We start from the raw sequence: 23174 nt of genomic DNA, 5'->3' as shown, positions 1-23174 counted from the left end.
CCGGCAAGGAGGAACGACCCCATGGCCTTTCTTTGCTCTCTTACGAAACGATTTCCTTGATCGCCACGATCAGCTTTTCCTCGTTAGGGATGTAAAATTGTTCCAAAGGGGGGCTGGCCGGAACCGGAATATCCGGGCCGGTCACCCGCCGCAGGGGCGCTTTTAAACTTTCAAAGGCTTCTTCCATCACCACGGCTGCCACTTCACCGGCAAAGCCGCCGGTTCGCGTGGCCTCATGTAAAACGACCAGGCGACCGGTTTTCTTGACCGAATCAAGGATCGTCTTTTTGTCCATCGGCACGAGGGTGCGCAGATCTACGATTTCCATTTCAACGCCCGCTTGGGCGAGTGTATTAGCCGCCCTGAGAGCGATGCCCACCATTTTGGACCAGGTCACCACGGTTACATCGGTGCCGCGGCGTTTGACGTCGGCCTGTCCGATAGGGGTGAGATAGTCTTCCTCTGGGACCGGGCCGGGCACAAAGTAAAGCATCATGTCTTCAAAAAAAACAACGGGATTGGGATCACGGATTGCGGATTTGAGCAGTCCTTTGGCTTCGGCCGGTGTGGACGGCATGACGACCGTCAGGCCTGGACAATGCGCCGCCCATGCTTCCAGGTTGTGCGAATGCTGGCAGCCGGCACCGAAGCCGGCACCGCTTTTAATGCGTACCACAAGCGGGAAAGCGGATTTACCGCCGGACAAATAACGCAATTTGGCGGCATGATTGACGATCATATCCGATGCAAGGGTAAAGAACGGATTGAACATGATCTCCACCACCGGCTTCAATCCGGCCGCAGCCGCACCTACGGCCAGCCCTGCGATGGCTGCTTCTGAAACGGGCGTATCCTTTACCCGGCTGGCACCAAAATCCGCCAATAAGCCAGCGGTGGGAAGCATGGGGCTGCTATGGATACCCACCCCAACGCCCTCTCCGGCCAAAAATACATCCTTGTCCCGCTGCATTTCTTCTCTGAGGGCCTGATTGATGGCTTGTCCCATTCCCAATGATTGCATAATGATGTTCCTTTCACGATGGAATATTATCGATTAAGCGAATACATCCTCAAGGGCCTCGAAGGGCTCGGGATAAGGGCTCTCTTCTGCAAAGCGGATCGCATCCTGCACAATGGAAGCAACCCGCTTTTCCATTTCCTTTAATTCCTCCTGGCTGATCAGCCCCTGGGCAAGCATGTCACCCCGAAGCTTGGGAATCGGGCACATGGCCTGCCAGGCCTCAATCTCTTCCTTGGGCTGGTAAAGCTGGAGATCGGCTTCGCCATGACCCCGCCAGCGGTAGGTTTTGTATTCGATCAGTGTGGGGCCGTCTCCGGCCACGGCGCGCGCCCGGGCGTCCACGGCCGATTGATAGACCGCCAGGGCATCATTGCCGTCGACCACAACGCCGGGCATGGCGTAACCGGCGGCCCGGTCGGCGATGTTTGATGATTTGGTATGCTCTTCATAGCGCTGAGCACCGGCGTAAAGATTGTTCTCGCACACAAAGATCACCGGAAGCGCCCAGACACTGGCAAGATTCAGTGCTTCGTGAACGGACCCCTCGTTGGCAGCGCCATCGCCGATAAAACAGACGGTTACCCACTTTTCCTGCCGGTACTGTTGGGCAAAGGCCGTACCGACCGCAATGGGAGGACCACCGCCGACCACGGTGGTCGTGCACAGGGCATTGACTTCGGGAACCGCCAGGTGCAGTGTCCCGCTTTTGCCCTTGTTGCACCCGGTGCGTTTGCCGAAAATTTCAGCCATCAATGCGTTGGGATCGGCACCCTTGGCCAAAAGATGGCTGTGGCTGCGATGATTGGTGATGATCACGTCCTCGGGGGCAAGCGCCGCACACACCCCCGCCCCAACGGCCTCCTGACCCGTGCACAAGATCATCATGCCCGGGATTTTACGCTCTATTTTGCACAGTTCGGTCAGCTCTTCCTCAAATTTACGGGAAAGCAGCAACGACCTTAGCATTTCCATCTTTTTTCCATTTGGTATCTGCATGGTACCCCCTGTAAGCGTTAAATTGGATTGGGTTGTTCAGATAAAAGAGGGCGCTGGCTGTAAAGACAAACAATATTTGTTATTCTACCACCACATCAGTGGCTTTGTCACTGGATAAGCAGGTTCGGTTTTAGACAATATTCTATCCGCAGCCTGGCCCGCGCCCTTTGTTTTTTTCCTGCACAGGCCAATTGAGATTTCCGTTCTGGTTTGTTATGAATATAAATTAAACAGCAATTTAAATGTTCGGCCAAGTTATGAGGTCCTCTTTTTTGATCGGACGATATGAAAAATGAAAAAGCGTCTATCCATTTTTTGCTTATTGTTTCTGTTTTGCTCTTTTTGGGGGCCTGGGGATGTCCAGTGCCTGGCAAATCAGCACAGCATGCTTGTGATTCTGTCCGAGCTGGGCGAGCCTTATCAAAGTGCCTTTGATTTCACGATATCCGAATTATCAAGGTTGGGATATGTTCAGGATAAAAATTTTTCATTCAAATTAGGGGCTGTTTCTAAAAAAATCAATCTAACCAAACCAAGCAAGCAGCTATCATGACAACGGCTTTAAATGTTAGGGCCAATTTTTCATAACGAGTGGCAACACGACGGCATTGTTTAATCTTGGCAAAAAAGCATTCCACCAGATGCCGCTCTTTGTAAATATGGCGGTCGTAATCCCGCATTTCTTGTCTGTTGCGTTTGGGCGGGATTACAATCTTTATTCCCTGAGATTGCACCTGAGCAATGAACTGATCTGCGTCATAGGCTTTATCCCCGAGAAGGTTATCAGCCGATTGGCTGGAAACCAAATCCGGAGCTGGAACAATGTCGTGAACGTTTCCACCGGTCAAACCAATACGCAAAGGATTGCCCAATGCGTCTACCAAAGCATGGACTTTAGTTGTCAGGCCACCCGCGCTTCGGCCGATGTCCTGATTGAAGTGCCCCCTTTTGCGCCGGTCCCATGCTGGTGGACCTTTACATAAGAAGCGTCGATCATGATCGATTCTAAGTCGGCATCCTTCGATACCACCAAGAGGATGTCATCCCAAATGGCCAATTTGGCCCACATGGCAAACCGTTTGTAAACGGTCTGCCATGGGCCGAACGATTCAGGCAAATCGCGCCAAGGAGCTCCTGTTTTCATGATCCAAAGAATTCCGTTAAACATTAATCGGTCGTCTTTAGGCGGTCTGCCACGCGGATCCTTTTTTTCACGAACCAGCAAAGGGCCTATAATTTTCCATTTCTCATCTGATATCTCATGTCTTCTCATGCTGGGCATACCAGCATAACTGAGTAAAAATGTTAAGGCTTTTTTTAGAAACAGCCCCTATACTCCATTGACCATTACAAAGGCAGGGTGAAAAGAATTTTGTTGATAGAGGAGGGAAACCGTTACGACCTGGTCGCGGTTTTTGGCACTATCGGAACGATTGCCCTCAAGGAAAACATCTTGGATGATCCCGAATATGAAAAAATTGTTTTCTCATGCGTGACCGATCCGGTGGGTGCTGGCGTTATTGATGATTTTGTCAGCCCGCCAACGCATAATTTTACCGGCGTTACCTATGCCATACCTGTTGCGGAAAGAATCAATTTTGTAAAGCGAGTGATGCCGGAGGCCAGAAAAATCGGACTGATCTATGCCGATATGCCCCAATCCCGTGGCTACAACAATTGGCTTCGTGACTACCTGGAAAATAATGCACAGTGTCATGGCTGTGAGATCTTTTTCCGATCGGTTCCTTTTGTGGAAAGCAAAGGCGGGATGATCCGCATGGCGATGGAGTCTAAAAAACACATCAAGGAACTCGATCAGAAAGTGGATTTGTTTTTAAGTCCAAATGACCAGCTTGCCTCACAACCCTTTTTCCCCAAAAATGTGTACGAGTTGTCGACAAAGCCACTCGTCGGTCTGAATAAAATGGATGTGATGGAACAACGCGGGGCAACCATGTCCATTTTCCCCACCACCGAAGGAATCGGAAAACAGACCGCAAAAATCATCAGCCGATTGCTCGACGGTGCTGCTGTAAAAGAAGTATTACCCGAAGAAGTCGATGCGTTTGGTGTGGCGTTCGATTTGGTAAAAGCAAAGCAATTCGGCATCGAAATACCGGAAGACCTTTTGAAACAGGCTGGTAAAAACATCATCAAACCGGGGCCGTTGGAGTGAAGGGACCAGAATATAAAAACGCCCCGGCAATCGGACCGATGAGAAGATGATTCAAAACGGTTACCAAATCCTGCGTGGTTACATCTTCTAATACAGCCTCAATATCGATAATATCAAGTTTTTCAATATCAATTCCAACCTGAAGTGCTTCACAATAATTCTCCATCCCAGCTGCAACCAGTTGGTTATATCGTTCCGACTTTAAAAAAACTTAATTAAAGTGAAATAGTACCGATAAAAAGACATTGTACCAGCTGACACGACTGCTTTTTCCAGAGTCAAAATGGTGTTTCCATCCAGCTGGTTTGCGATGGTTGTTTTTATGAACATATTTTCAAACCGTGAATCGCATTAGATCGGGAGGCAAAATGAAGTTCCGTAGCAAACTGCTTGTGACACTTGTTCCCATTGTCGTTTTATCTATCGGTTTCGTTGCATGGATGACCTATTTGCAGGGTGCCAAAGCGGTTTTTACCAGCCAGGAAGTCATGATGAAAAAACTGGTGGGAAAGACCATGGGGGAAATGCAACGATGGTTCGAGGACCGTATTCGCGAAGGCGTTCTTTTTAGCAAGAATCCTGTCTTTGTCGAAGCCGCAAAGGGCAACGGGCGTGAAACGGCGCAGGCATTTGTCAATGAAATCAAAAAGGCATCCCCGGTCTATGAAAATATATTCATTACAGACCATACCACCAATGTCGTTATTGATGCTGTGGGGGGGAAAACCATTGGCCTGGTGCTGGGGGACCTTCCGCCTTTTAAAAAATATATCGATCTTAACAAGTCCGGACAACTGGCGGTTTCCCGGGTCTCAAAATCCCCGGCTTCGGGCCATCCTGTGGTGCTCATTTCCGCACCCGTCATGGGAAATAATGGTGAGTTTCTTGGTATGACGGGCAATCCCATTGAACTCAATGTGTTTTCCGATGATGCCATCAGTAAATTCAAGTTGGGGCAAACTGGATATTTGTTCATGGTAGACGAAGACGGTACATACGTTGCCCACCCGAATACAGAAATGATTTTCAAAGAGAATATCGCCGAGACGGATTGGGGCCAAAAGATGCTGGAGATGAAAAACGGTCACCTGTCGTATATTCAGGATGGAAAAGAGTGGGTGGTCTATTTCAATTCTTACGACAAACGGCAACTCATTGTCGCGGCAGCCGTTTCGGCGGACGAATTCATGGGGCCTGTTCACCGAATTCGATGGATCGCCCTGCTCCTGGGCACCGTTTGCGTTGTCGTTGCCATCGGCGTCATCTTCTTTATCTCCAAACTGATGGTTCAGCCCATCAACCAAGCCATTGGCAACCTGAAGGATATCGCCCATGGAGAGGGGGATTTGACCATGCGCCTTGCCGTCAACAGCAAAGACGAGGCGGGACAAATGGCCCACTGGTTTAATACCTTCATTGAAAAACTGCAAGGCATGATCCGGCAGATTCGCGAAAACACCGAAAATGTGGACAATGCTTCAGGCGAACTGAATTCCATCGCATTGCAGCTAAAAGACAGTGCTGACAATACTGCCAGTCGGGCGAGCAACGTGTCGAGCGCCGCCGAGGAGATGAGCGCCAACCTGAACACCGTGGCAGCGGCCATGGAACAGTCATCCACCAACACGTCCATGGTCAGCAGCGCCGCAGGGGAGATGAGCGCTACCATTGCTGAAATTGCCCAAAATGCAGAACGGGCCAGGGATATTTCCAATCAGGCCGTGGGACAGTCAAAGAAGACGTCGGAAAAAATGAATACCTTGGGCAACGCCGCCCAGGCCATTGGGAAGGTAACGGAGACCATTACGGAAATTTCCGAGCAGACCAACCTTCTGGCATTGAACGCGACCATCGAGGCGGCCCGGGCCGGGGAGGCAGGGAAAGGATTTGCGGTAGTGGCCAATGAAATCAAAGAGTTGGCCAAACAAACGGCAGAGGCCACCCTGGATATCAAAAGACAGATCGAAGAAGTTCAATCCACCACTGAGGTGACGGTTACCGATATAGATAAAATTTCAGGTATTATCGGTAATATTGACGATATCGTCGGGACCATCGCCACAGCCGTTGAGGAACAATCCGTATCCATGAGGGAAATTGCCGATAACATCGCCCAAGCCTCCGACGGACTTCAGGAGGTGAATGAAAATGTGAATCAAAGTTCCACCGTTGCCGGTGACATTACCCAGAATATTACCCAGGTCAATAACGAAGCCAATGATATATCAACGGCCAGCGGTCAGGTCACTAGCAATGCCGCCCAATTAAATCAAATGGCGTCTCAACTGAAAGAGATTGTAAATCAATTTAAGATTTGACGGTTTTGTAACGAATCCGTCATAAAATGACACAACGCCCGGCAACGTCCCGTTTGGGGGAAGCGTTGCCGGGCGTTCTTTTTTCCCATGGCCGATCGGAGAAAGAAAATCCAATGGGCTGGTATAGCATAGCATTCAAAGCGTGCGGGCATTATCCCGGAAATGTTTGCCCTGCCAGGTTTGTTTCTGTGCAAAGCACTGGTCGATCAGTTCCATGGTTTCGCGTTTTTGCAGAGACCATTGCGGGGCGATCAACTCGTGCGGGTGAGGGTCTCCGGTAAGACGCTGGATGATCATCGCTTTGGGGAGCCTTTCGATAAATTCACAGACCAGATTAGCATAGGCCTGTTGTTCCAAAGGGTGGTAATGGCCTTGGCGGTAAATAGTTTCCAGCGCAGTTCCTCGGACTACATACAAAAGGTGCAGCTTGACACCGTCAATGCCCAGAGCTGCGACGGCATCGGCGGTTTCCAGCATTTGTCGGCGGGATTCGCCGGGCAGCCCTAAAATGACATGGGCGCAGATGTTGATGCCGCGGTTGCGGGTGGCTGCCACGGTGCGCTCAAAGCAGGCAAAATCATGGCCTCTGTTGATGCGGGTCAGGGTTTGGTCATGGGCGCTTTGCAAACCGTATTCGATCCAGATTAAATGGCTGCGGGCATAGCTTTCCAAAAGGTCGAGCACCGACGGTTCAACACAGTCCGGCCGGGTGCCGATGGCAAGGCCCACCACACCGTCAACGGCCAGCGCTTCGTCCCAGAGCGCCTTAAGATGCGCAACCGGCGCATAGGTGTTGGTAAAGGCCTGAAAATAAGCCATCAACTTGTTGGTTTTGAAACGGCGGGCGATTCGGACTTTGCTGCGTTCGATCTGCTGGGTGATGGAAATCCCCTTTTGATGGGCACCGGTTCCGGAGCCCTTGGCATTGCAATAGATGCAGCCACCGGTGGACAGGGTCCCGTCCCGGTTGGGACAGGTGAGGCCGGCATCCACGGTGACCTTATGCACCCGGCTGCCGAACAGGCTTCGAAAGTATGTATTCAGATCCCGATAGGGTTTTTTTTGCATGACAATCCGGTCCTTGACCTTAGTAATTTTTCAATTATATAGTTTGCCATTTGAAAAGTAAAAGAACTGACAGTGGATTAATGGGAATTTATCAGAAAAAATACGACATCATCGTTGTTGGCGGTGGGCATGCCGGGTGTGAAGGGGCGCTGGCCGCGTCCCGCATGGGCTGCCGGGTCTTGCTGCTGGCTATCGATTTGGACAAGGTTGCCGCCATGCCGTGCAGTCCCTCCATCGGCGGCATGGCCAAAGGGCAACTGGTCAAGGAAATCGATGCCCTGGGCGGCGAAATGGCCAAGCTGGCGGACCTGACGGCCATTCAGTACAAAACCCTGAACACCAAAAAAGGGCCGGCGGTTCAGTCCACCCGTACGCAAAATGATAAGGGCCGTTATCACACGGCCATGAAAAAAGTGGTGGAGAGCCAACCCAATCTGGACCTCAAGCAAGCCCTGGTGGAACGTCTGATCGTTGACAAAGATCGGGTGTGCGGCGTTGAGGATCACACGGGATTTGGTTTTCAGGCACCCTGCGTGGTGCTGGCCACAGGCACGTTTCTTTCAGGGTTGGTGCACATCGGTTTCAAATCCATTCAGGCCGGCCGGGCCGGTGAGTTTGCTGCGTACAGCCTGCCCCTTCATCTCAAGGAACTGGGGTTTACCCTGGGGCGTATGAAGACTGGTACGCCGCCGCGTCTGGATCGAACCACCATCGATTTTTCCCAGTTTGAAGAGCAGGTCCTGGAGGATCCGGTCCGGCCGTTTTCCTTTTCTGCGCCGGCTGACCGCCTGCCCCAGCGGCCCAGTTACATCGGTCATACCAGCCAGGCGGTTCACCAACTGGTGCGTGACAATCTGCACCTTTCCGCCCTGCACAGCGGTATCATTAAAGGCGTACCGGCGCGTTATTGCCCGTCATTCGAGGACAAGATCGTGCGTTTTCCAGACCGCGACCGTCATCAGATCATTCTTGAGCCCGAGGGACTGGATACCCAGGAAATCTATGCCTCGGGACTGGGCAACAGCCTGCCCATGGAGGTTCAGCTCCAGGTGGTCCGGTCGGTGCGAGGCCTTGAGGAGGCCGAGATCATGCGGCCGGCCTATGCCATCGAGTACGATTTCATCAATCCCGTGCAACTGCGACCGACGCTTGAAACCAAACGAATTCAGGGACTTTATCTGGCCGGCCAGATCAATGGGACGTCGGGCTATGAAGAGGCGGCGGCCCAGGGCATGTGGGCCTGTATCAATGCCGCCTGCGCGGTTCAAAAGCGGCCGCCGTTCATCCTGGATCGCAGCCAGGCTTACATGGCCGTGATGGTGGATGACCTGGTCACCCGAGGGACCCGCGAGCCCTACCGTATGTTCACCTCGCGAGCCGAATACCGGCTGATGCTAAGGGAGGATAACGCCGATCTGCGGCTTTCTGAGATCGGCCATGAACTGGGGTTGGTGGATACCGATACGGTCAAGGACAACCAGCAGCGCAAAGCGCAGATCGCAGCGGAAATCAAGCGCGTCAAAAAGACGGTGATCAAGCCTGTACCGGCGGTCAACACCTACCTGGAAAAGCGAGCAACGCGGCCCATCGATAACGGTGTTCATCTGTCGCAGCTACTCAAACGGGCGGAGCTGGATTACCATACCGTAGAAACGCTGGCACCGGTCACCCCCCCATTGCCCCGGTCTGTTACCCGGCAAGTGGAGATTGAAATCAAATACGAGGGGTATATTCAGCGTCAGTTGCAGGAGATCGAACGGTTCAGGCATCTGGAGCAGGTCAAATTGCCCGAAAACCTGGACTATGCCTCTGTTCACGGCCTCTCCAGCGAGCTTAAGGAAAAACTCACCGCTGTAAGGCCCGCCTCACTGGGACAGGCCAGCCGCATTGAAGGCATCACGCCGGCGGCGATTTCCGTTCTCATGGTGTACTTGCGCGTATGGAAAAATAGCTGATTCCCCGGTTGCATGACCGACATCGATTAGGGGCAAACGGATTGCATTCATCCCAATCAGGAACTGTTCAGTTGCTTGACATCGAAATTCTAACACCTTATTTTGTATCGTCAAATCGAATGATTGATGAAAATTCAACCATGTGTTGAAATTAACAAAAAATAAGGGAGCAAAGTCAGCCATGTCCCAACAGGACTATTACCAGATATTGGGTGTATCCAAAACCGCCACAGACGCTGAGATAAAAAAGGCCTACCGTAAACTGGCGATGAAATATCATCCAGATCATTCAAAGGGTGATAAGCACGCAGAGGAAATGTTCAAAAAGGTCAGTGAAGCCTATGCTGTTCTCAGTGATAAAGAGAAACGTCAGCAATACGATACCTTTGGATCAACGGATTTTCATCAGCGTTATTCTCAAGAGGATATCTTTAGAAATGCTGATCTGGGAGATATTCTCAAAGAGTTTGGATTCGGTGGCCAAGGTATGCGGTTTTCATTTGGCGGTGGATCACCCTTTGGGGGAAGCCCTTTTGGTGGGCGCCAGCGACGCCAGGCACCCCCTAAAGGATCGGACCTTGTGTACGAATTGCCCTTGACCTTGCAGGAGGTGGCCAGCGGTGCGAACAAAAGTGTGACCTTCCAGCATCAGGGCCGGACGGAAAACATCACCGTAAAAATTCCGCCGGGCATGATCAGCGGTAAGAAGCTCCGTTTATCAGGAAAAGGGGAACAAAGCAGTTATGGGGGGGCTCCCGGTGATTTGTTTATCCAGGCCAAGGTCATCGCTGATCCCGTTTTTTCCGCTGAAAATTACGACCTGAATACAACCGTGACGATTCGGCTCAGTGAGTCTCTTTTAGGCACCCAGGTTGCCGTTGCCACCATTGAGGGGGGAGAGTTAAATTTAAAAATTCCACCAGGGACTCGGCATAAAACCCGCATGCGTCTGGCCGGGCATGGTCTGCCTAAGATGAAAGAACACACCAAGGGTGATCTTTACGTAACCGTAGCCGTTGATGTTCCCAAAAAATTGACCAGCGAACAGAAAAAATTAGTTAAAAAGCTGGCCGCCACAGGCATGTAACAAATTAAATTCATTGACATCTATCACTAGTTAAGGTATTTTTTTGATTATTTGATAAGCTTGGATTATTACTTGCATTTATTCCCTCTCGAAGCTCAACACTGATGGACATGAATCCGCCAACTTGTCAGTGACGGTATCCACTCAGCGCTTTTTTACAAGCTTCCATGATTCCTGTTGCTTATTTTATACTATGAGGGACAAACGCCTGCCCGTTAATAAAAGGGTAGTGAATACTGAATATATATGCCTGAATTCATACCTGTTATTGGGAAAGATGAGATCCAACGCCAACTATCCAGAACTGCCAAAGCCATTTCCACTGATTACAAGGGGCGTGAACTGGTGCTTATTGGTGTCCTAAAAGGGGCTTTTCTTTTTCTCGCTGATCTGGTTCGCCAAATAAATTTGGAAAATATAAAAATCGATTTTATTCAAGCTTCTAGCTATGGTGCCGATACAATATCTTCAGAGAAGATCGTATTGAAAAAAGATATCGACATTGATATTCGCGGTAAAGATGTGCTCCTGGTCGAGGATATCGTCGATACCGGCCTGACCCTGACTCATCTGATCCGCCACCTGCAGAATTTTGGTCCAAAAAGTGTTAAGGTGTGCGCCATGGTTGACAAAAGCGAACGGAGAGAAACGGCGATAACGGTTGATTATGCCTGTGTCGCTGTGCAGGAAGGTTTCCTCGTCGGGTATGGCTTGGACTATGCGGAGGATTACAGGAATCTACCGGAAATTTACCATTTGAAACTTTAGTGAGGGTGTCATGATTATCACCTGCAAAGCGTGCAACACCAGTTTTAATCTTGACGACAAGATGCTTAAACCAACGGGTTCAAAAGTCAGGTGTTCGGTGTGCGCCAGTGTTTTTACCGTATTCCCGGATCAGGCATCGTCGTCCGAATCAACAGACGACAGGGAGGAATCCAAGGCCGCTTTAACCACGGCGATGGGGATGCCGGAAGATACGGACGATGACACAGTTGATGAAATTGATGAAGCCGTCAGCAAAGCCTTGGACGAAGATCTCGAGGATCTGAATTTAGACGCCGGTGAAACCGGTGGTGATAATGAAGCAACGATGATCGCCAACCTGGACGATGATGATGATCTGGAATTGGACTTGTCTTCAGAGCCAACTGAGGATGACGATTTATCGGCCACTGTTGTTGCCGATTTAGATGATGATGACTTTGATCTTTCATTTGATGAAAAACCGGATTCTGATGAGACCCTTATTGTCGATCTTGAGGGAGACGACCTTGATCTGGATATGCCTGCTGAAACGAGTGATGACGATGATAGTGTGACTATGGTCATTACCGATCTGGATGAAGATGAATCCATTGATTTGGACGATGACGACCTGTCTCTGGAACTCGAAGAAGACGATGATAGTGGGGTTTCACTCGACAAAGAACCAATGGAAACGGGGGATGATCTGGATCTTTCGCTGGACCTTGAAATCGATGAAGCGGTTCCATCGACCGAGGCGCCGGTTGCTGAATCAGATGATATCGAGATGGACGAGCTTTCCCTTGATTTCGATCTGGAAGTGGACACCGACGAAGAGGCAAAACCGGCATCGGATACGGACGTATCTGCCGATGACGAAATGGAACTGGAGCTGGAACTTGACCTGGAAGATGATGGCCTGGGCGAGGAAAAACCGAAAACGGATGGAACCGTGCTTAAAGACGATTTGGACATGACCAGTTTAGAGGAAATGTTCGATGAAGAAAGCGCAGATGACAGCGCAACCATGGTTGCTGATGCAGATGAATTGCCCGAATTAGATCTTGAACTATACGATGAACCCACAAAAGATGAGACGGATCAACGCCAGGGCGCTGACGAAACACTGGCAGATCTTGAATTGGAACTGGATGAGGAGGGCAAAACCGAGTCTTCAGGCGGTGGTGTTGAGGACAGTGAACTCGATTTGTCGGAAATCGAGAAAATGCTTGAAGAACCGCAAGCCGGCGGACAGAAAGTCAGTGTTCCGGAGCAGGATTTGGATCTGGATATCGAAGCCAGTCTTGAATCAGAAAAGTGGATGTCCGAATCCGGAAATGATCAAATCGTGGCGGATGAAGAACTGGATCTTTCCGAACTTGAGCAGGTTTTGGAAGACGTTGACACGGATGCTGGTGACGATACCATAGAGGATCAGGAACTGGAACTCGATTTATCTGATGACAATGACAATGCCAAAGCAGCGGAAACGGTTGCCATTGATAACGATCTTGAATTTGATTTATCCGATTTTGAAGATGATGTTCCAGCCAAATTCGCTGATAAGGCTGCCTCTGAACAGCCAGCGGACATGGAATTGGAATTCGAGATGGATGAAGGTGGCTTAGAGGACCAAGCCTTGGCCGATGAGGGCCTTGAAGAAACTGTCGCCATGGTTGACGCTGTGGCAGCGGCAGCACCGGCCGATCAAGAAGACGTCGCAGATGAGACCCTTGATACCGTTCCCCCAGCGGCACCAGCATCCGCACCTGAACCCAAACCGGAGAAAAAAGAAACCAGTAGTAAGTCGCTCGTATTTCTTGTTCTGATTATCGTTATTCTGGGCGGTGCCGGGTATGGGAGTTATTATTTTTTAAACAAGAGCAATATCGAAATTCCATTTATCAGTGACTATTTGAAACCCAAAGACCAGGATCCAGGCAACATTAAATTGGCTACGCATGATATCAACAGCCGGTTTATCGACAATACCAATGTTGGAAAATTGTTTGTCATCACTGGTAAGGTTAAAAATGGTTACACCGAGAATCGTGGCATGGTCACTATCACTGGTAAAATTTTTAAGTCAGGCAAAGTCGAAGTCCATGAAGAGACGGTTTATTGTGGAAATGTGATGTCAGATTTGGAGTTGTCCAACCTGGAATGGGATAAAATCCAGGCCCGCCTGGCTAATCGTTTGGGGGATAATCGGAGTAATGTGAAAATTGAACCCGGCAAGTCAATTCCTTTCATGGTGGTCTTTTCAAGTTTACCAGATGACCTGGAAGAATTCACCATTGAGGTGACTGGCTCGACCAGCTTAAAATAAAAAGGTTTGGTTTTCGGCTTGACTAATGGCCGATGAGCTGTTAATAGTCCGCTGTTCTTTTGATACGGAAAAAACAACGGCGATGTAGCTCAGCTGGTTAGAGCATGCGGCTCATATCCGCAGCGTCCGGGGTTCAAGTCCCTGCATCGCCACCAATTAAGCATAAAGGCTGTAATCCTATCGGGTTGCAGCCTTTTCATTTTTACTGGGTGCGTATAGGGTGCGGTTGGGTGTGTCCAGGCTGTTGAGGATGTTGCGGTTTTCGGTGGGCAGAATGTGACCGTAAATATCAACCGTGCGCTTGAGGTTCAATTTCCGTAAAACCGGAATCAGTTGATCTGTCATATCAACTCGACGAAGGCGACCGTTTTTTGTTGGTGTGGTTCGACCATTGCGGAAAGAACGTTGCACCAAAATATAACCCTCTCTCCAGTTCAGATCCGACCATTCAAGCGCAAGCGCCTCACCAAGCCGAAGTCCGGCACGAAAACAAACCAAGAATAGGGGATGCCATTGTGGACCATATTCCAGGCTTTTTTGCAGGATGGATTCCACCTCATCCGGCGTAAAGACGGTAATGGGTTTTCGGTCCTTTTTACGCTGGAAGCCCAAGCGCCTGATCACACCGACACATGGATTGTCCTTTATGTGTTCCTCGTCGATTGCATATTCACAAACACCGCTGATGACGTTCCTGCCAGCTTCAACGGTGTTTTTGGACTTTCCCTTTGCCCGTATACTCCGAAGCGTCTTGATAACATCACCACGGGCAAGACAGTCGATTTCAAATGAACCGATCTGCGGGTTGATATACAGTTTCAGCATTCAGTTGTATCGGTCATATGTGGTTTTTCGTTTTGAACTCTTAATGTGGATTTCCAACCAGCGGTTGGCGACTTCCTTGAAAAAAGATGACAACATCAGAGCCGCAGACCCTTCAGGAACGCTTTTGGGAAAACAGAAGGCATATTTTGGCCCTGATTTTGGTTTTGCGGAGACTCCGTTTTATGACGGTGAAAAACTTGAAACGGGAATGGTCGTTACCGGCCCGGCAATTGTGCCGTTAACGGATACGACAATCGTTGTCCCCCCAGAGTTCACATTGACCAAAAAACCATATGGCTATTTCGTTATGGATGTGCCTGTTTAGGCATCGTGAAATGCTCGATTCTCGAGCACCAAAAAAACATATCAACCATATCACCCATGGGTACTGCGGTGCCCATGGGTGACGGCTGGGATCTGATTCAGCGAATTCTCACTCCAGCCAGTTTCCCACCGCAAGTCCCGGAACACGGTGAAACTCATTCTGGTTGGCAGTGACCAAGGTTAGGCCCAGAGTGAGCGCATGGGCTGCTATCAGCATATCGTTCGGACCGATAGGGGTTCCTGCTTTTTCCAGATGATATCTGAGCCTGGCGTATTGACGATCCGTCGGTTCCTCCATCGGCAATATTTCTATGGCGGAAAGTATGGTTTCAAGTTGCGTGGTGAGACGTTGAGGTCCTCTCTTTTCGGCTCCGAATCGTAATTCAGTAGCGACAACGATACTGGTACAGACACTGCTTTCGCCTTCTTTTAAAATGTGATTGGTAACTGCTCCTTGAGGATTTCTAACCAAGTCCGAGAGAATGTTGGTGTCCAGTAAGAAGCGTCGTTTCGGATTCACAGTGTTATATCTTCCAAAGACGGCAGTTCGTCGTCAATATCAGGAAACGTCTCGTCCAGCTTTTTCAAACCGCCCAGAATCTTTAGTAATCCCCTTTTTTCGATGGGTTCCACGATCAACCGGTTGCCTTCTTTGCGCAGAATCGCTTCATCGCCCTCGAGTTCAAACTCACGGGGAATCCGGATGGCCTGATTGCGTCCGTTTCGAAATAAGCGAACATGTCTTTGGGTTTGCATTATTTTTATCTCTCCATTTTGGTATATGCCTTAGCATTTGACAGGTCGTATTCGATGTTAAATTGAAAGCTTTAGGGCTGCCAACAAAGCTGTGGGTAATGCGCCAGAGACCGTAACACTCTAAAACAAAATGAATAGTCACAGGGCGACACCGATCAATGCCCTGATACGCACACAACAATAAGCCATTGGATGACAAGGGTTCATCATTTCGCGAGGAAGCGTTGCGCCTGGCGGCCGCAGAAATCGATGAACAGCGCCGGGAGGAGTTGGAGAACATTGCCGATGTGTTTTCCCAGATTCCCGTCCGCCCTGCCCGCACATTTCATGAGGCCTTGCAGTTTGTCTACCTATACCATTCATCGATCTTCATGGAACAAAATGCCGCCAGCTACAACCTGGGCCGCATCGATCAGTATCTTTATCCTTACTACAAGGCCGATATCGAGGCCGGCCGAATAACTCCCGAAGCCGCCCAGGAGCTTTTGGACTGCACCTGGATCAAGCTGGCCGAGCCCTGTCTGTTCCAGGATGAAGTCACCGCCGAGTACGCCAACGGCTACACCATGTTTCAGAACGTCTGTGCCGGCGGGATCGATGCCAACGGGCAGGACGCGGTCAACGACCTCTCCTATATGGTCATCCAGGCCTCCATGGACACCATGCTCTACCAACCCTCGTTGTCCGTGCGCTATAACCTGGCCAAGAATCCCGATTCCTACCTGCGCAAATGCGCCGAATGCATCAACACCGGTAATGGATTTCCTGCCTTTCACAATGACGAAGTGGGCATCCGCATGATGCAGAACAAAGGCGTACCGCTGCACGAGGCCTACGATTGGAACCCTTGCGGCTGCGTGGAGACCAACCTTAGCGGACGCATCCGCTTATTTCTTTAAGCTTCCGCAACTGTATCGATACGGCCACCGACTACACCCACGGCGGCACCAAGTATGAGTGCGGCAATGGCATTATCTATGACGGTGTGTCTGACTTCATCAACAGCATTGCCACAGCCAAAGAACTGGTTTTCGAAAAGCAAACCGTTTCCATGGAAAAACTCCTGCACGCCTTGACAGCCGACTTTGTCAGCTTTGAGGATGTTCACAAAAAATGCCTGGATGCCGAAAAATACGGCAACGATTTAGAAGGACCCGACCGGGTGGCCGCAGAAATGCTTTCCTATTTGGCAATCAAAACCAACACCCAGGACAGCAAATACGGTAAGCTGATGGCGGGCATCTTGCCGGTGACCGCCCACGTGCCGCTGGGAAAAGTGGTGGGTGCTCTGCCTTCCGGTTAAAAGTGCATGCTCACTGGGCGTTTATCATGCCCAATTCAATGTGGTGGACAAAGAGACCCTCATCAAAGCCCAACAAGATCCGGACGACTACCGTGACCTGCTGGTACGGGTCGCCGGATACACCGCCTATTTTGTTGAGCTTTGCCCGGACGTTCAAGATGAAATCATCGACCGGACCGTTCAGGAGTCGTTTTCCGGCGCACCCATAGGCGGCTGCTGCTAACACGACGGTTCATTCACGAGCGCATGAAAAACGCTGATGGGCCCTTCAACTCACCTGAATGGCCCATCAGTACCGAATCATTGGTTAAGTGCGTAATTCAGGATTGTATAAGGTGAAACAGATGACCAGTGGCAGGATTCTAAGAATAGAAAAGCTCTCCAGCTACGACGGAGACGGATTGCGCAGCGTGTTTTTTCTGAAAGGCTGCCCGCTGCGATGCCAATGGTGCTCCACACCGGAATCACACGAGATGGTCACCGATTTCGGTGTCCGTCAAATCAAGTGTACCCATTGTTTCAACTGCGTGGAGAACTGCCCCGAAAATGCCATTGCCTACGATACCGGACAGGATGTTTTCACCACCGACATGAACCGCTGCTGCGACTGCCGGCAATGCGTCGACGAATGCCCGGCCGGTGCCCGCACGGCCTATGGATACACGGCAACAGTGGACTCGATTTTACAGGAAATCGATAAGGATTCGGCTTTGTCAAGGTAGTTGATGCCACGATCGATCAGGGTGTAGTATAGAAGACAAATGATTATTGAAAAGTTATAAAGCTTGAAGGAAAAAACGCTATGAAACCAAGAAAAATATGGCTGACCATCAATGGCGCGGACCGCATGCTGGTCTGCGATCCGGAAAACGATTATCTTGCCCAGGTACTGCGCCGTATCGGACTGACCAGTGTCAAAATCGGATGTGACACGGGCGTTTGTGGATCATGCTCCGTGATCCTGAACGGCAAACTCGTCCGCTCCTGTGCCAGAAAAATCAAGAAAGTGGAGGAATACTCCCGAATCACGACACTCGAAGGCATCGGCACCCCGGACAACCTGCATCCGCTTCAGGTGGCCTGGATGAATCATGGCGCGGTTCAGTGCGGGTTCTGCGCACCGGGATTCATTGTTTCCGCCTATGCTTTGCTGCTCCAAAACGACAATCCTACCCGGGAAGAAGTCAGGGGCTGGTTTCAGAAGCATAGAAACGTGTGCCGCTGCACCGGATACAAGCAGCTCGTGGATGCGGTCATGGCTGCGGCCCGGGTAGTCCGTGGGGAAGCCACCATCGAGGAGATCTCCTACACCCCGCCGGAAGACAATGAATGCTATGGCAAGCCCCTGGTTCGCCCGGCGGCCCTGGCAAAGGTCACGGGCCTGGCTGACTACGGCGAGGACATGGCGCTGAAAATGCCGCCCGAAACCCTTCACGTGGCCGTGGTCCAGCCCCGGGTGGCCCACCACGCCAAAATTTTGAAAATCAACACGGAAGAGGCCCTTAACATGCCGGGCGTGGTCAAGGTGATCACCCATGCGGACATCAAGGCCAACGGGGGCACCAACCAGATGGCCGAGGCCAACCTGCACGAACGGTCCACAGTAACCCTTCCGTCCAGAAAAATTCTCTGTGATGAGAAAATCTTCCGCTACGGGGATGTGGTGGCCCTGGCCATTGCCCACACCCCGGCCCAGGCCCGGGCCGCGGCCGCCAAGGTGGTGGTGGACGTCGAGCCGTTGCCCGAATACCTCAATTTTCTGGACGCGGTCATGCCTGATGCGATCCGGGTGCATGAGGACACCCCCAACCTGTTCTGCTACCAGCCGGTCCTGAAGGGGGATGCCCTGGAGGATGCGGAAAAAATTCCTGAAATCCTGGACGACTCGGCCTGCAGTGTGGAAGGCAGCTTTTACTCCTCCCGGGAGCCGCATCTGTCCATCGAAGGGTGCACGGTTCAGGCCTACTTCGACGAAGAAGACTGCCTGACCTTCCAGTGCAAATCCCAGGGACTTTATACGTCCATCAGCCGGATCGGCGCTTCCCTCGGGGTTCCCATGGATAAGCTGCGCATCGTCGACAATTTCAACGGCGCCAGTTTCGGCTGGTCCACCAACGCCGGCGATCTGTGTCTGGCCGGGGCGGCCGCCGTTGCCGTCAACGGCCCGGTGGCGCTATCTCTGAGTTACGAAGAACATCAGCATTTCAGCGGCAAACGGTGTCCGTCGTATTCCAACGGCCGGGTGGCCTGTGATGAAAAGGGGCGGATCACGGCGGCCGAGTTTGATGTCGGGCTGGATCACGGCGCCTACTCCTGGGGAGGGGACCATGTCATGGAAAAACCCGTCCGGTTTTCATTTTTTCCCTATAATGTTCCCCATGTGGCCGGCCTGTGCCGGGTGGCCAACACCAACCATACCTTTGGAACCGCCTACCGAAGCTATGGTTCTCCCCAGGCCTATACCATGTCCGAAGCCCTCATGGACATGCTGGCCGAGAAAATGGGCATCGATCCTTTTGAATTCCGCTGGATCAACATTGCCCGTCCCGGTGACACCAACATCAACAGCCATGTGTTCAAAGACTATCCCATGCAAGAGATGATGGAAAAGCTGCGCCCCCATTACGAGACGGCGGTGGCCGATGCAAAAGCGGCCGACACGCCGGAGAAAAGGCGGGGCGTCGGTCTTGCCTGGGGCGGCTTCAACGTTACCGAGGGCGGCACCGATCAATGTACGGTAATCCTGGAACTGGATGCCGAGGATCGGATCCTCAAATTCGACACCTGGCAGGACCTGGGCCAGGGAGGTGACGTGGGATCGCTCATGGTCACCCTGGAGGCACTGAAACCCATGGGCGTCACCCCCGATCGAATCCGGCTCTGCCAGAACGACACCAAAATCTGCCCGGATTCCGGCATGTCCGCGGCCAGCCGGTCCCATTACATGAACGGCCATGCGACCCGAATGGCCGCGGAAAAACTCATGGCGGCCATGCAAAAACCCGACGGCACCTACCGGACCTATGCACAGATGAAGGCCGAGGACATCGATACCCGCTTCGAGGCCACCTATACCTGCACGGTGGATCCCACCATCACCCGCCTGGACCCCAACACCGGCGTCGGTGATCCCACCCCGGCCTTCACCTACGTGCTCAACATGGCTGAGGTGGAGGTGGATACAGCCACGGGTAAGACCACCGTAATGCGCTTTGTCTGTGTTTACGATGTGGGAAAAATCGGCAATATCGCTGCCGTGGAGGGACAGGCCTACGGCGGCATTTCCCACTCCATCGGGTTTGCCCTCAGCGAGGACTACAGTGATGTGAAGAAACACACCAACATCGCCAGAAGCGGGGTCCCCTATATCAAGGACATTCCGGACCAGATTGTTCTGATCGCTTGCGAAAATGCCAGAGAAGACGGTCCCTTCGGCTCTTCCGGGGCCTCGGAGGCCTTCCAGTCCTCCGGCCATGTTGCCTTGATCAACGCCATCTACAATGCCTGCGGGGTGCGGATCTTCGATCTGCCGGCCCTGCCTGAAAAAGTCAAGGCCGGCCTGGATCTTCTGGCCGCAGGAAATACGATCACGCCGCCGAAAAAATATTTTCTGGGATCCGATCTGTATGAGGAACTGGAAAACATCAAGGCCAATCCCGTGAAATTCCGGGGACACGACATGTTTGAATTCCTGGGAGAAGGGGAAGGAGCGCGGTTCTATTGATCTCCCGCAAGGACATCATCGGCCAATGCCTGCAGAACGAACCGGCTTTCTGTACGGCGGCCTGTCCGTTTCACCTGGATGTCACGGATTTTGTGACCAAAATTGAACGAGGGGCATTTAACGGGGCATTCAGGGCCTATCACAATGCCGTCGGATTTCCGGCCATTGTGTCCAGATTGTGCGAGCAGCCCTGCAAACCGGTCTGCATCCGGGGGCAGGTCGATGATTCCGTTTCCATGGGGCTTCTGGAAAAGGCGGTGCTGGATCACGCCACCCGGACAGCACCCTATGATTTCAACCTGCCGGCAAAAAACAAAACCATTGCCGTCATCGGGGCCGGCCCCGGCGGGCTGGCCTGTGCCCTGCGCCTGTGCCAGAAAAAATATGCGGTGACCCTGTTTGACAAAAAGGGGCGGGTGGGCGGCCACTTGAAGGATCTGCTGCCGGAAGATGTCTACATGCCGGACATCGACCAGCAGTTCATGCATGAAACATACACCCTGGTCGATCGGGAAATCACCCATCTTGATGAGATCATATCTGATTTTGAAGCCGTCTATGTGGCCACCGGCGCCAATGGACGGGATTTCGGGTTAAAACCGGATCGGAACGGGGCTTTTGCCTCGGACCGGCCCGGGGTGTTCATGGGCGGCGGGCTGCTGGGCAGAAACTGCTGCGAGGCTATTGCCGATGGACTCGAGGCCGTACATGCCATTGAACGGTATCTCAAGGTGGGCCGCATGGACGCCCCCATGCGGCAGCGGGGAACCCGTCTGCGGATGAATACCCGGCGGATTGAAGCGCTTTCGTCTGTTTTACCGGCAGACGGGACGGGCTATGCCAAAGACGAAGCCGTCAATGAGGCCCGACGATGCCTGAAGTGTGCCTGCGACGCCTGTGTGCGCCACTGTGATCTCATGCGGCACGCCAAGAAAACCCCCGTAAAGGTCGCCGACGATGTGGAAGCCACCATCCATCCGGGCACCCTGGCCGGCGACGGCACCATTGCCAAGCGATTCATGGCCTCCTGCAACCATTGCGGGCTGTGCCGCACCGTCTGTCCCCTGGACATCGACATGGGCGAATTCCTGCTGGCCAGCCATCGCATCATGGCCCAAAAAGGGGCCATGCCCTGGGCCTTTCACGATTTCTGGCTCAAGGATATGGCCTTCAGCAATTCGGATCGGGTCCGGCTCGTCAAGCCGCCACCGGAACAGGCCGATCAGAAAAAAGGAACCAGCCGCTATCTGTTTTTCCCGGGGTGCCGACTGGGCGGATCGGATCCCCGATATGTGATCGGCGCCTACGAGCGGCTGCTGGCGCTCTACCCGGACACCGCCCTGATGACCGGTTGCTGCGGTGCTCCTGCCCACTGGGCCGGAGAGGAAAAGCAGCACGGAGACATACTGGCGGACATCCGGAAGCAATGGGTTGCCCTGGGCAAACCACAGATGGTTTTTGCCTGCCCCACCTGCAGCCAGCTGATCCGGCGGCATCTGCCGGATATTCCGGGGCAATTCCTCTATCCTCTGCTTCAGGAGCGGGATGAAAAGTCGATTGCGGACACGGTCGAAAACCGCCAAGCCGCACCCGTCTGCGTCTTTGATCCCTGTGCAAGCCGGGAAGAGCCAGAACTTCAGCAGACCATCAGGGACCTTGTCGGCGCAGCGGGATTTGACATAAAGCCGCTGCCCATGGAAAAGGACCTGGCCCAGTGCTGCAGCTGGGGCGGGCAGATTTCCATTGCCAGCCCCGGATATGCCCGTGAAATCGCCAGATCCAGGATCAGCCAGCGCCCCCATCCTTATGTCGCCTACTGCATCAACTGCCGTGACATTTTTGCCCGGGTGGGCAAACCCGTTTACCATATCCTGGATATCCTTTTTAATATTAACGGGCCGGACCGGCGACCGCCAACCCTGACCGAGCAGCAGAACAACCGTGCGCTTCTCAAACGGCAGGCCCTGAAGAAATTCTGGGGAGAAGAACCTGATGCGAAGGCAGAAGAAAGGAACGCCGGCGTGAACCTGCATATTCCCGAAACGGTCAAGGCCGATCTCAGCCGCAAGAGAATTCTGGAATCAGACATGCAGGCCGTGGTGACCTTTTGTGAAACCACCGGCAAGAAAATCCTGGACCCGGACACCAACCTTTATATCGGCCATCTCAAGATCGGCCACATGACCTTCTGGGTCGAATACCGCATCCGGGGCCGTGCCGGGAACCCGTTGACCTATGAATTGGTAAACGGGTACGGGCATCGCATGGAGATAGTGGAAAAGTGACCTATGGCAGCAGACAAACCAAATAAAATATGCCAGTTGTGCCAGAAAAGGCTGGAAAAGCAAAAAGTCGATTTCGAGTATCTGGGAAACCATTTCTTCACCGATCTTCTGCGGTGCCCGGACTGCGGTCAGGTCTATATCCCGGAGGAGCTGGTTAAAACCCGGATAAGGGAAGTGGAGACTTTGCTTGAGGATAAATAGACTACCCATATCTATTGCCAATCCAGAAATGACCAATTTGCCCGATATCGGCGTTGCGC

Annotated in this window: 20 protein-coding genes, 1 tRNA gene and 2 pseudogenes; 15 read left to right on the top strand and 8 right to left on the bottom strand. The window is 52.0% G+C overall.

All coding sequences use genetic code 11. From position 1 onward, the window contains the following. Nucleotides 1-40: 40 nt before the first annotated feature. The 3 genes and pseudogenes from Dvar_RS31545 to Dvar_RS31535 all read right to left on the bottom strand — a co-directional run. A complete protein-coding gene (locus Dvar_RS31545; protein ID WP_419657100.1) occupies nt 41-1021 on the bottom strand; it encodes an alpha-ketoacid dehydrogenase subunit beta in 981 nt (326 codons plus the stop codon). Nucleotides 1022-1054: 33 nt separating this feature from the next. After that, the gene (locus Dvar_RS31540) at nt 1055-2017 is read right to left on the bottom strand and encodes a thiamine pyrophosphate-dependent dehydrogenase E1 component subunit alpha (RefSeq protein WP_419657099.1); all 963 of its coding nucleotides are present in this window, start codon (nt 2015-2017) and stop codon (nt 1055-1057) included. 521 nt (nt 2018-2538) lie between these two features. Beyond that, a pseudogene (locus Dvar_RS31535) lies at nt 2539-3263 on the bottom strand (transposase); the annotation flags it as partial. Nucleotides 3264-3377: 114 nt separating this feature from the next. On the opposite strand from Dvar_RS31535, the gene Dvar_RS31530 reads away from it, so the two are divergent. After that, nucleotides 3378-4193 (top strand): ABC transporter substrate-binding protein, encoded by an 816-nt coding sequence (locus Dvar_RS31530; RefSeq protein WP_419657098.1) that lies wholly within the window; start codon nt 3378-3380, stop codon nt 4191-4193. Here Dvar_RS31530 and Dvar_RS31525 read toward each other — a convergent pair. Continuing rightward, nucleotides 4171-4377, bottom strand: a pseudogene (locus tag Dvar_RS31525) (DUF2202 domain-containing protein); the annotation flags it as partial. The gene Dvar_RS31530 and the pseudogene Dvar_RS31525 sit on opposite strands and share 23 nt — an antisense overlap. A 184-nt stretch (nt 4378-4561) precedes the next feature. Here Dvar_RS31525 and Dvar_RS31520 point away from each other — a divergent pair. Further along, nucleotides 4562-6511, top strand: a complete 1950-nt coding sequence (locus tag Dvar_RS31520; RefSeq protein WP_419657097.1) for a methyl-accepting chemotaxis protein — start codon at nt 4562-4564, stop codon at nt 6509-6511. A 135-nt stretch (nt 6512-6646) separates the two neighbouring features. Here Dvar_RS31520 and Dvar_RS31515 read toward each other — a convergent pair whose 3' ends face one another. Beyond that, on the bottom strand, nt 6647-7579 hold the full coding sequence (locus tag Dvar_RS31515; protein WP_419657096.1) for a TIGR01212 family radical SAM protein: 933 nt from the start codon (nt 7577-7579) through the stop codon (nt 6647-6649). Nucleotides 7580-7659: 80 nt separating this feature from the next. Here Dvar_RS31515 and mnmG point away from each other — a divergent pair, with 80 nt between their 5' ends. From mnmG to Dvar_RS31490, 5 genes are all read left to right on the top strand, one after another. After that, complete coding sequence (mnmG, locus tag Dvar_RS31510; protein ID WP_419657095.1) at nt 7660-9534, top strand: tRNA uridine-5-carboxymethylaminomethyl(34) synthesis enzyme MnmG; 1875 nt, start codon at nt 7660-7662, stop codon at nt 9532-9534. A gap of 181 nt (nt 9535-9715) precedes the next feature. Next, nucleotides 9716-10621 (top strand): DnaJ C-terminal domain-containing protein, encoded by a 906-nt coding sequence (locus Dvar_RS31505; RefSeq protein ID WP_419657094.1) that lies wholly within the window; start codon nt 9716-9718, stop codon nt 10619-10621. 246 nt (nt 10622-10867) lie between these two features. Next, complete coding sequence (hpt, locus tag Dvar_RS31500; RefSeq protein WP_419657093.1) at nt 10868-11389, top strand: hypoxanthine phosphoribosyltransferase; 522 nt, start codon at nt 10868-10870, stop codon at nt 11387-11389. 10 nt (nt 11390-11399) lie between these two features. Beyond that, nucleotides 11400-13697, top strand: coding sequence for a zinc-ribbon domain-containing protein (locus Dvar_RS31495; protein ID WP_419657092.1), 2298 nt, complete (start codon nt 11400-11402; stop codon nt 13695-13697). Nucleotides 13698-13775: 78 nt separating this feature from the next. After that, nucleotides 13776-13852 (top strand) — tRNA-Met (locus tag Dvar_RS31490). Between the two features lie 22 nt (nt 13853-13874). Here Dvar_RS31490 and Dvar_RS31485 read toward each other — a convergent pair. Further along, nucleotides 13875-14522, bottom strand: a complete 648-nt coding sequence (locus Dvar_RS31485; protein ID WP_419657091.1) for a tyrosine-type recombinase/integrase — start codon at nt 14520-14522, stop codon at nt 13875-13877. Between the two features lie 76 nt (nt 14523-14598). On the opposite strand from Dvar_RS31485, the gene Dvar_RS31480 reads away from it, so the two are divergent. Next, the gene (locus tag Dvar_RS31480) at nt 14599-14847 is read left to right on the top strand and encodes a hypothetical protein (RefSeq protein ID WP_419657090.1); all 249 of its coding nucleotides are present in this window, start codon (nt 14599-14601) and stop codon (nt 14845-14847) included. 108 nt (nt 14848-14955) lie between these two features. On the opposite strand, the gene Dvar_RS31475 is transcribed toward Dvar_RS31480, so the two are convergent. Both Dvar_RS31475 and Dvar_RS31470 read right to left on the bottom strand, forming a co-directional pair. Further along, nucleotides 14956-15366, bottom strand: a complete 411-nt coding sequence (locus Dvar_RS31475; protein WP_419657089.1) for a type II toxin-antitoxin system VapC family toxin — start codon at nt 15364-15366, stop codon at nt 14956-14958. Continuing rightward, on the bottom strand, nt 15363-15602 hold the full coding sequence (locus Dvar_RS31470; RefSeq protein WP_419657088.1) for an antitoxin: 240 nt from the start codon (nt 15600-15602) through the stop codon (nt 15363-15365). Before Dvar_RS31470 ends, Dvar_RS31475 begins: the two co-directional genes overlap by 4 nt. A gap of 188 nt (nt 15603-15790) precedes the next feature. On the opposite strand from Dvar_RS31470, the gene Dvar_RS31465 reads away from it, so the two are divergent. The 7 genes from Dvar_RS31465 to Dvar_RS31435 all read left to right on the top strand — a co-directional run bounded on the left by Dvar_RS31465 (nt 15791) and on the right by Dvar_RS31435 (nt 23115). Then, complete coding sequence (locus Dvar_RS31465; protein ID WP_419657087.1) at nt 15791-16501, top strand: pyruvate formate lyase family protein; 711 nt, start codon at nt 15791-15793, stop codon at nt 16499-16501. Beyond that, nucleotides 16492-16905 carry a pyruvate formate lyase family protein gene (locus tag Dvar_RS31460; RefSeq protein WP_419664186.1) on the top strand — a complete coding sequence of 138 codons (414 nt, stop codon included), beginning with the start codon at nt 16492-16494 and terminating at the stop codon, nt 16903-16905. Before Dvar_RS31465 ends, Dvar_RS31460 begins: the two co-directional genes overlap by 10 nt. Then, nucleotides 16886-17128, top strand: a complete 243-nt coding sequence (locus tag Dvar_RS31455) for a glycine radical domain-containing protein (RefSeq protein ID WP_419657086.1) — start codon at nt 16886-16888, stop codon at nt 17126-17128. Before Dvar_RS31460 ends, Dvar_RS31455 begins: the two co-directional genes overlap by 20 nt. Nucleotides 17129-17249: 121 nt before the next feature. Beyond that, nucleotides 17250-17627, top strand: coding sequence for a 4Fe-4S dicluster domain-containing protein (locus tag Dvar_RS31450; protein ID WP_419657085.1), 378 nt, complete (start codon nt 17250-17252; stop codon nt 17625-17627). An 80-nt stretch (nt 17628-17707) separates the two neighbouring features. Further along, nucleotides 17708-20629, top strand: coding sequence for a molybdopterin-dependent aldehyde oxidoreductase (locus tag Dvar_RS31445; RefSeq protein WP_419657084.1), 2922 nt, complete (start codon nt 17708-17710; stop codon nt 20627-20629). Then, on the top strand, nt 20626-22914 hold the full coding sequence (locus Dvar_RS31440) for a pyridine nucleotide-disulfide oxidoreductase/dicluster-binding protein (RefSeq protein ID WP_419657083.1): 2289 nt from the start codon (nt 20626-20628) through the stop codon (nt 22912-22914). The genes Dvar_RS31445 and Dvar_RS31440 overlap by 4 nt, the downstream gene beginning before the upstream one ends. A gap of 3 nt (nt 22915-22917) precedes the next feature. After that, nucleotides 22918-23115 carry a DVU_1557 family redox protein gene (locus tag Dvar_RS31435; protein WP_419657082.1) on the top strand — a complete coding sequence of 66 codons (198 nt, stop codon included), beginning with the start codon at nt 22918-22920 and terminating at the stop codon, nt 23113-23115. Nucleotides 23116-23174 lie beyond the last annotated feature (59 nt).

Origin of the sequence: Desulfosarcina variabilis str. Montpellier, from assembly GCF_048565275.1 — a bacterium.
Lineage (GTDB): Bacteria > Desulfobacterota > Desulfobacteria > Desulfobacterales > Desulfosarcinaceae > Desulfosarcina > Desulfosarcina variabilis.
The sequence above is the reverse complement of the archived record's forward strand: the minus strand, read 5'-3'. Positions and strand labels throughout refer to the sequence as shown.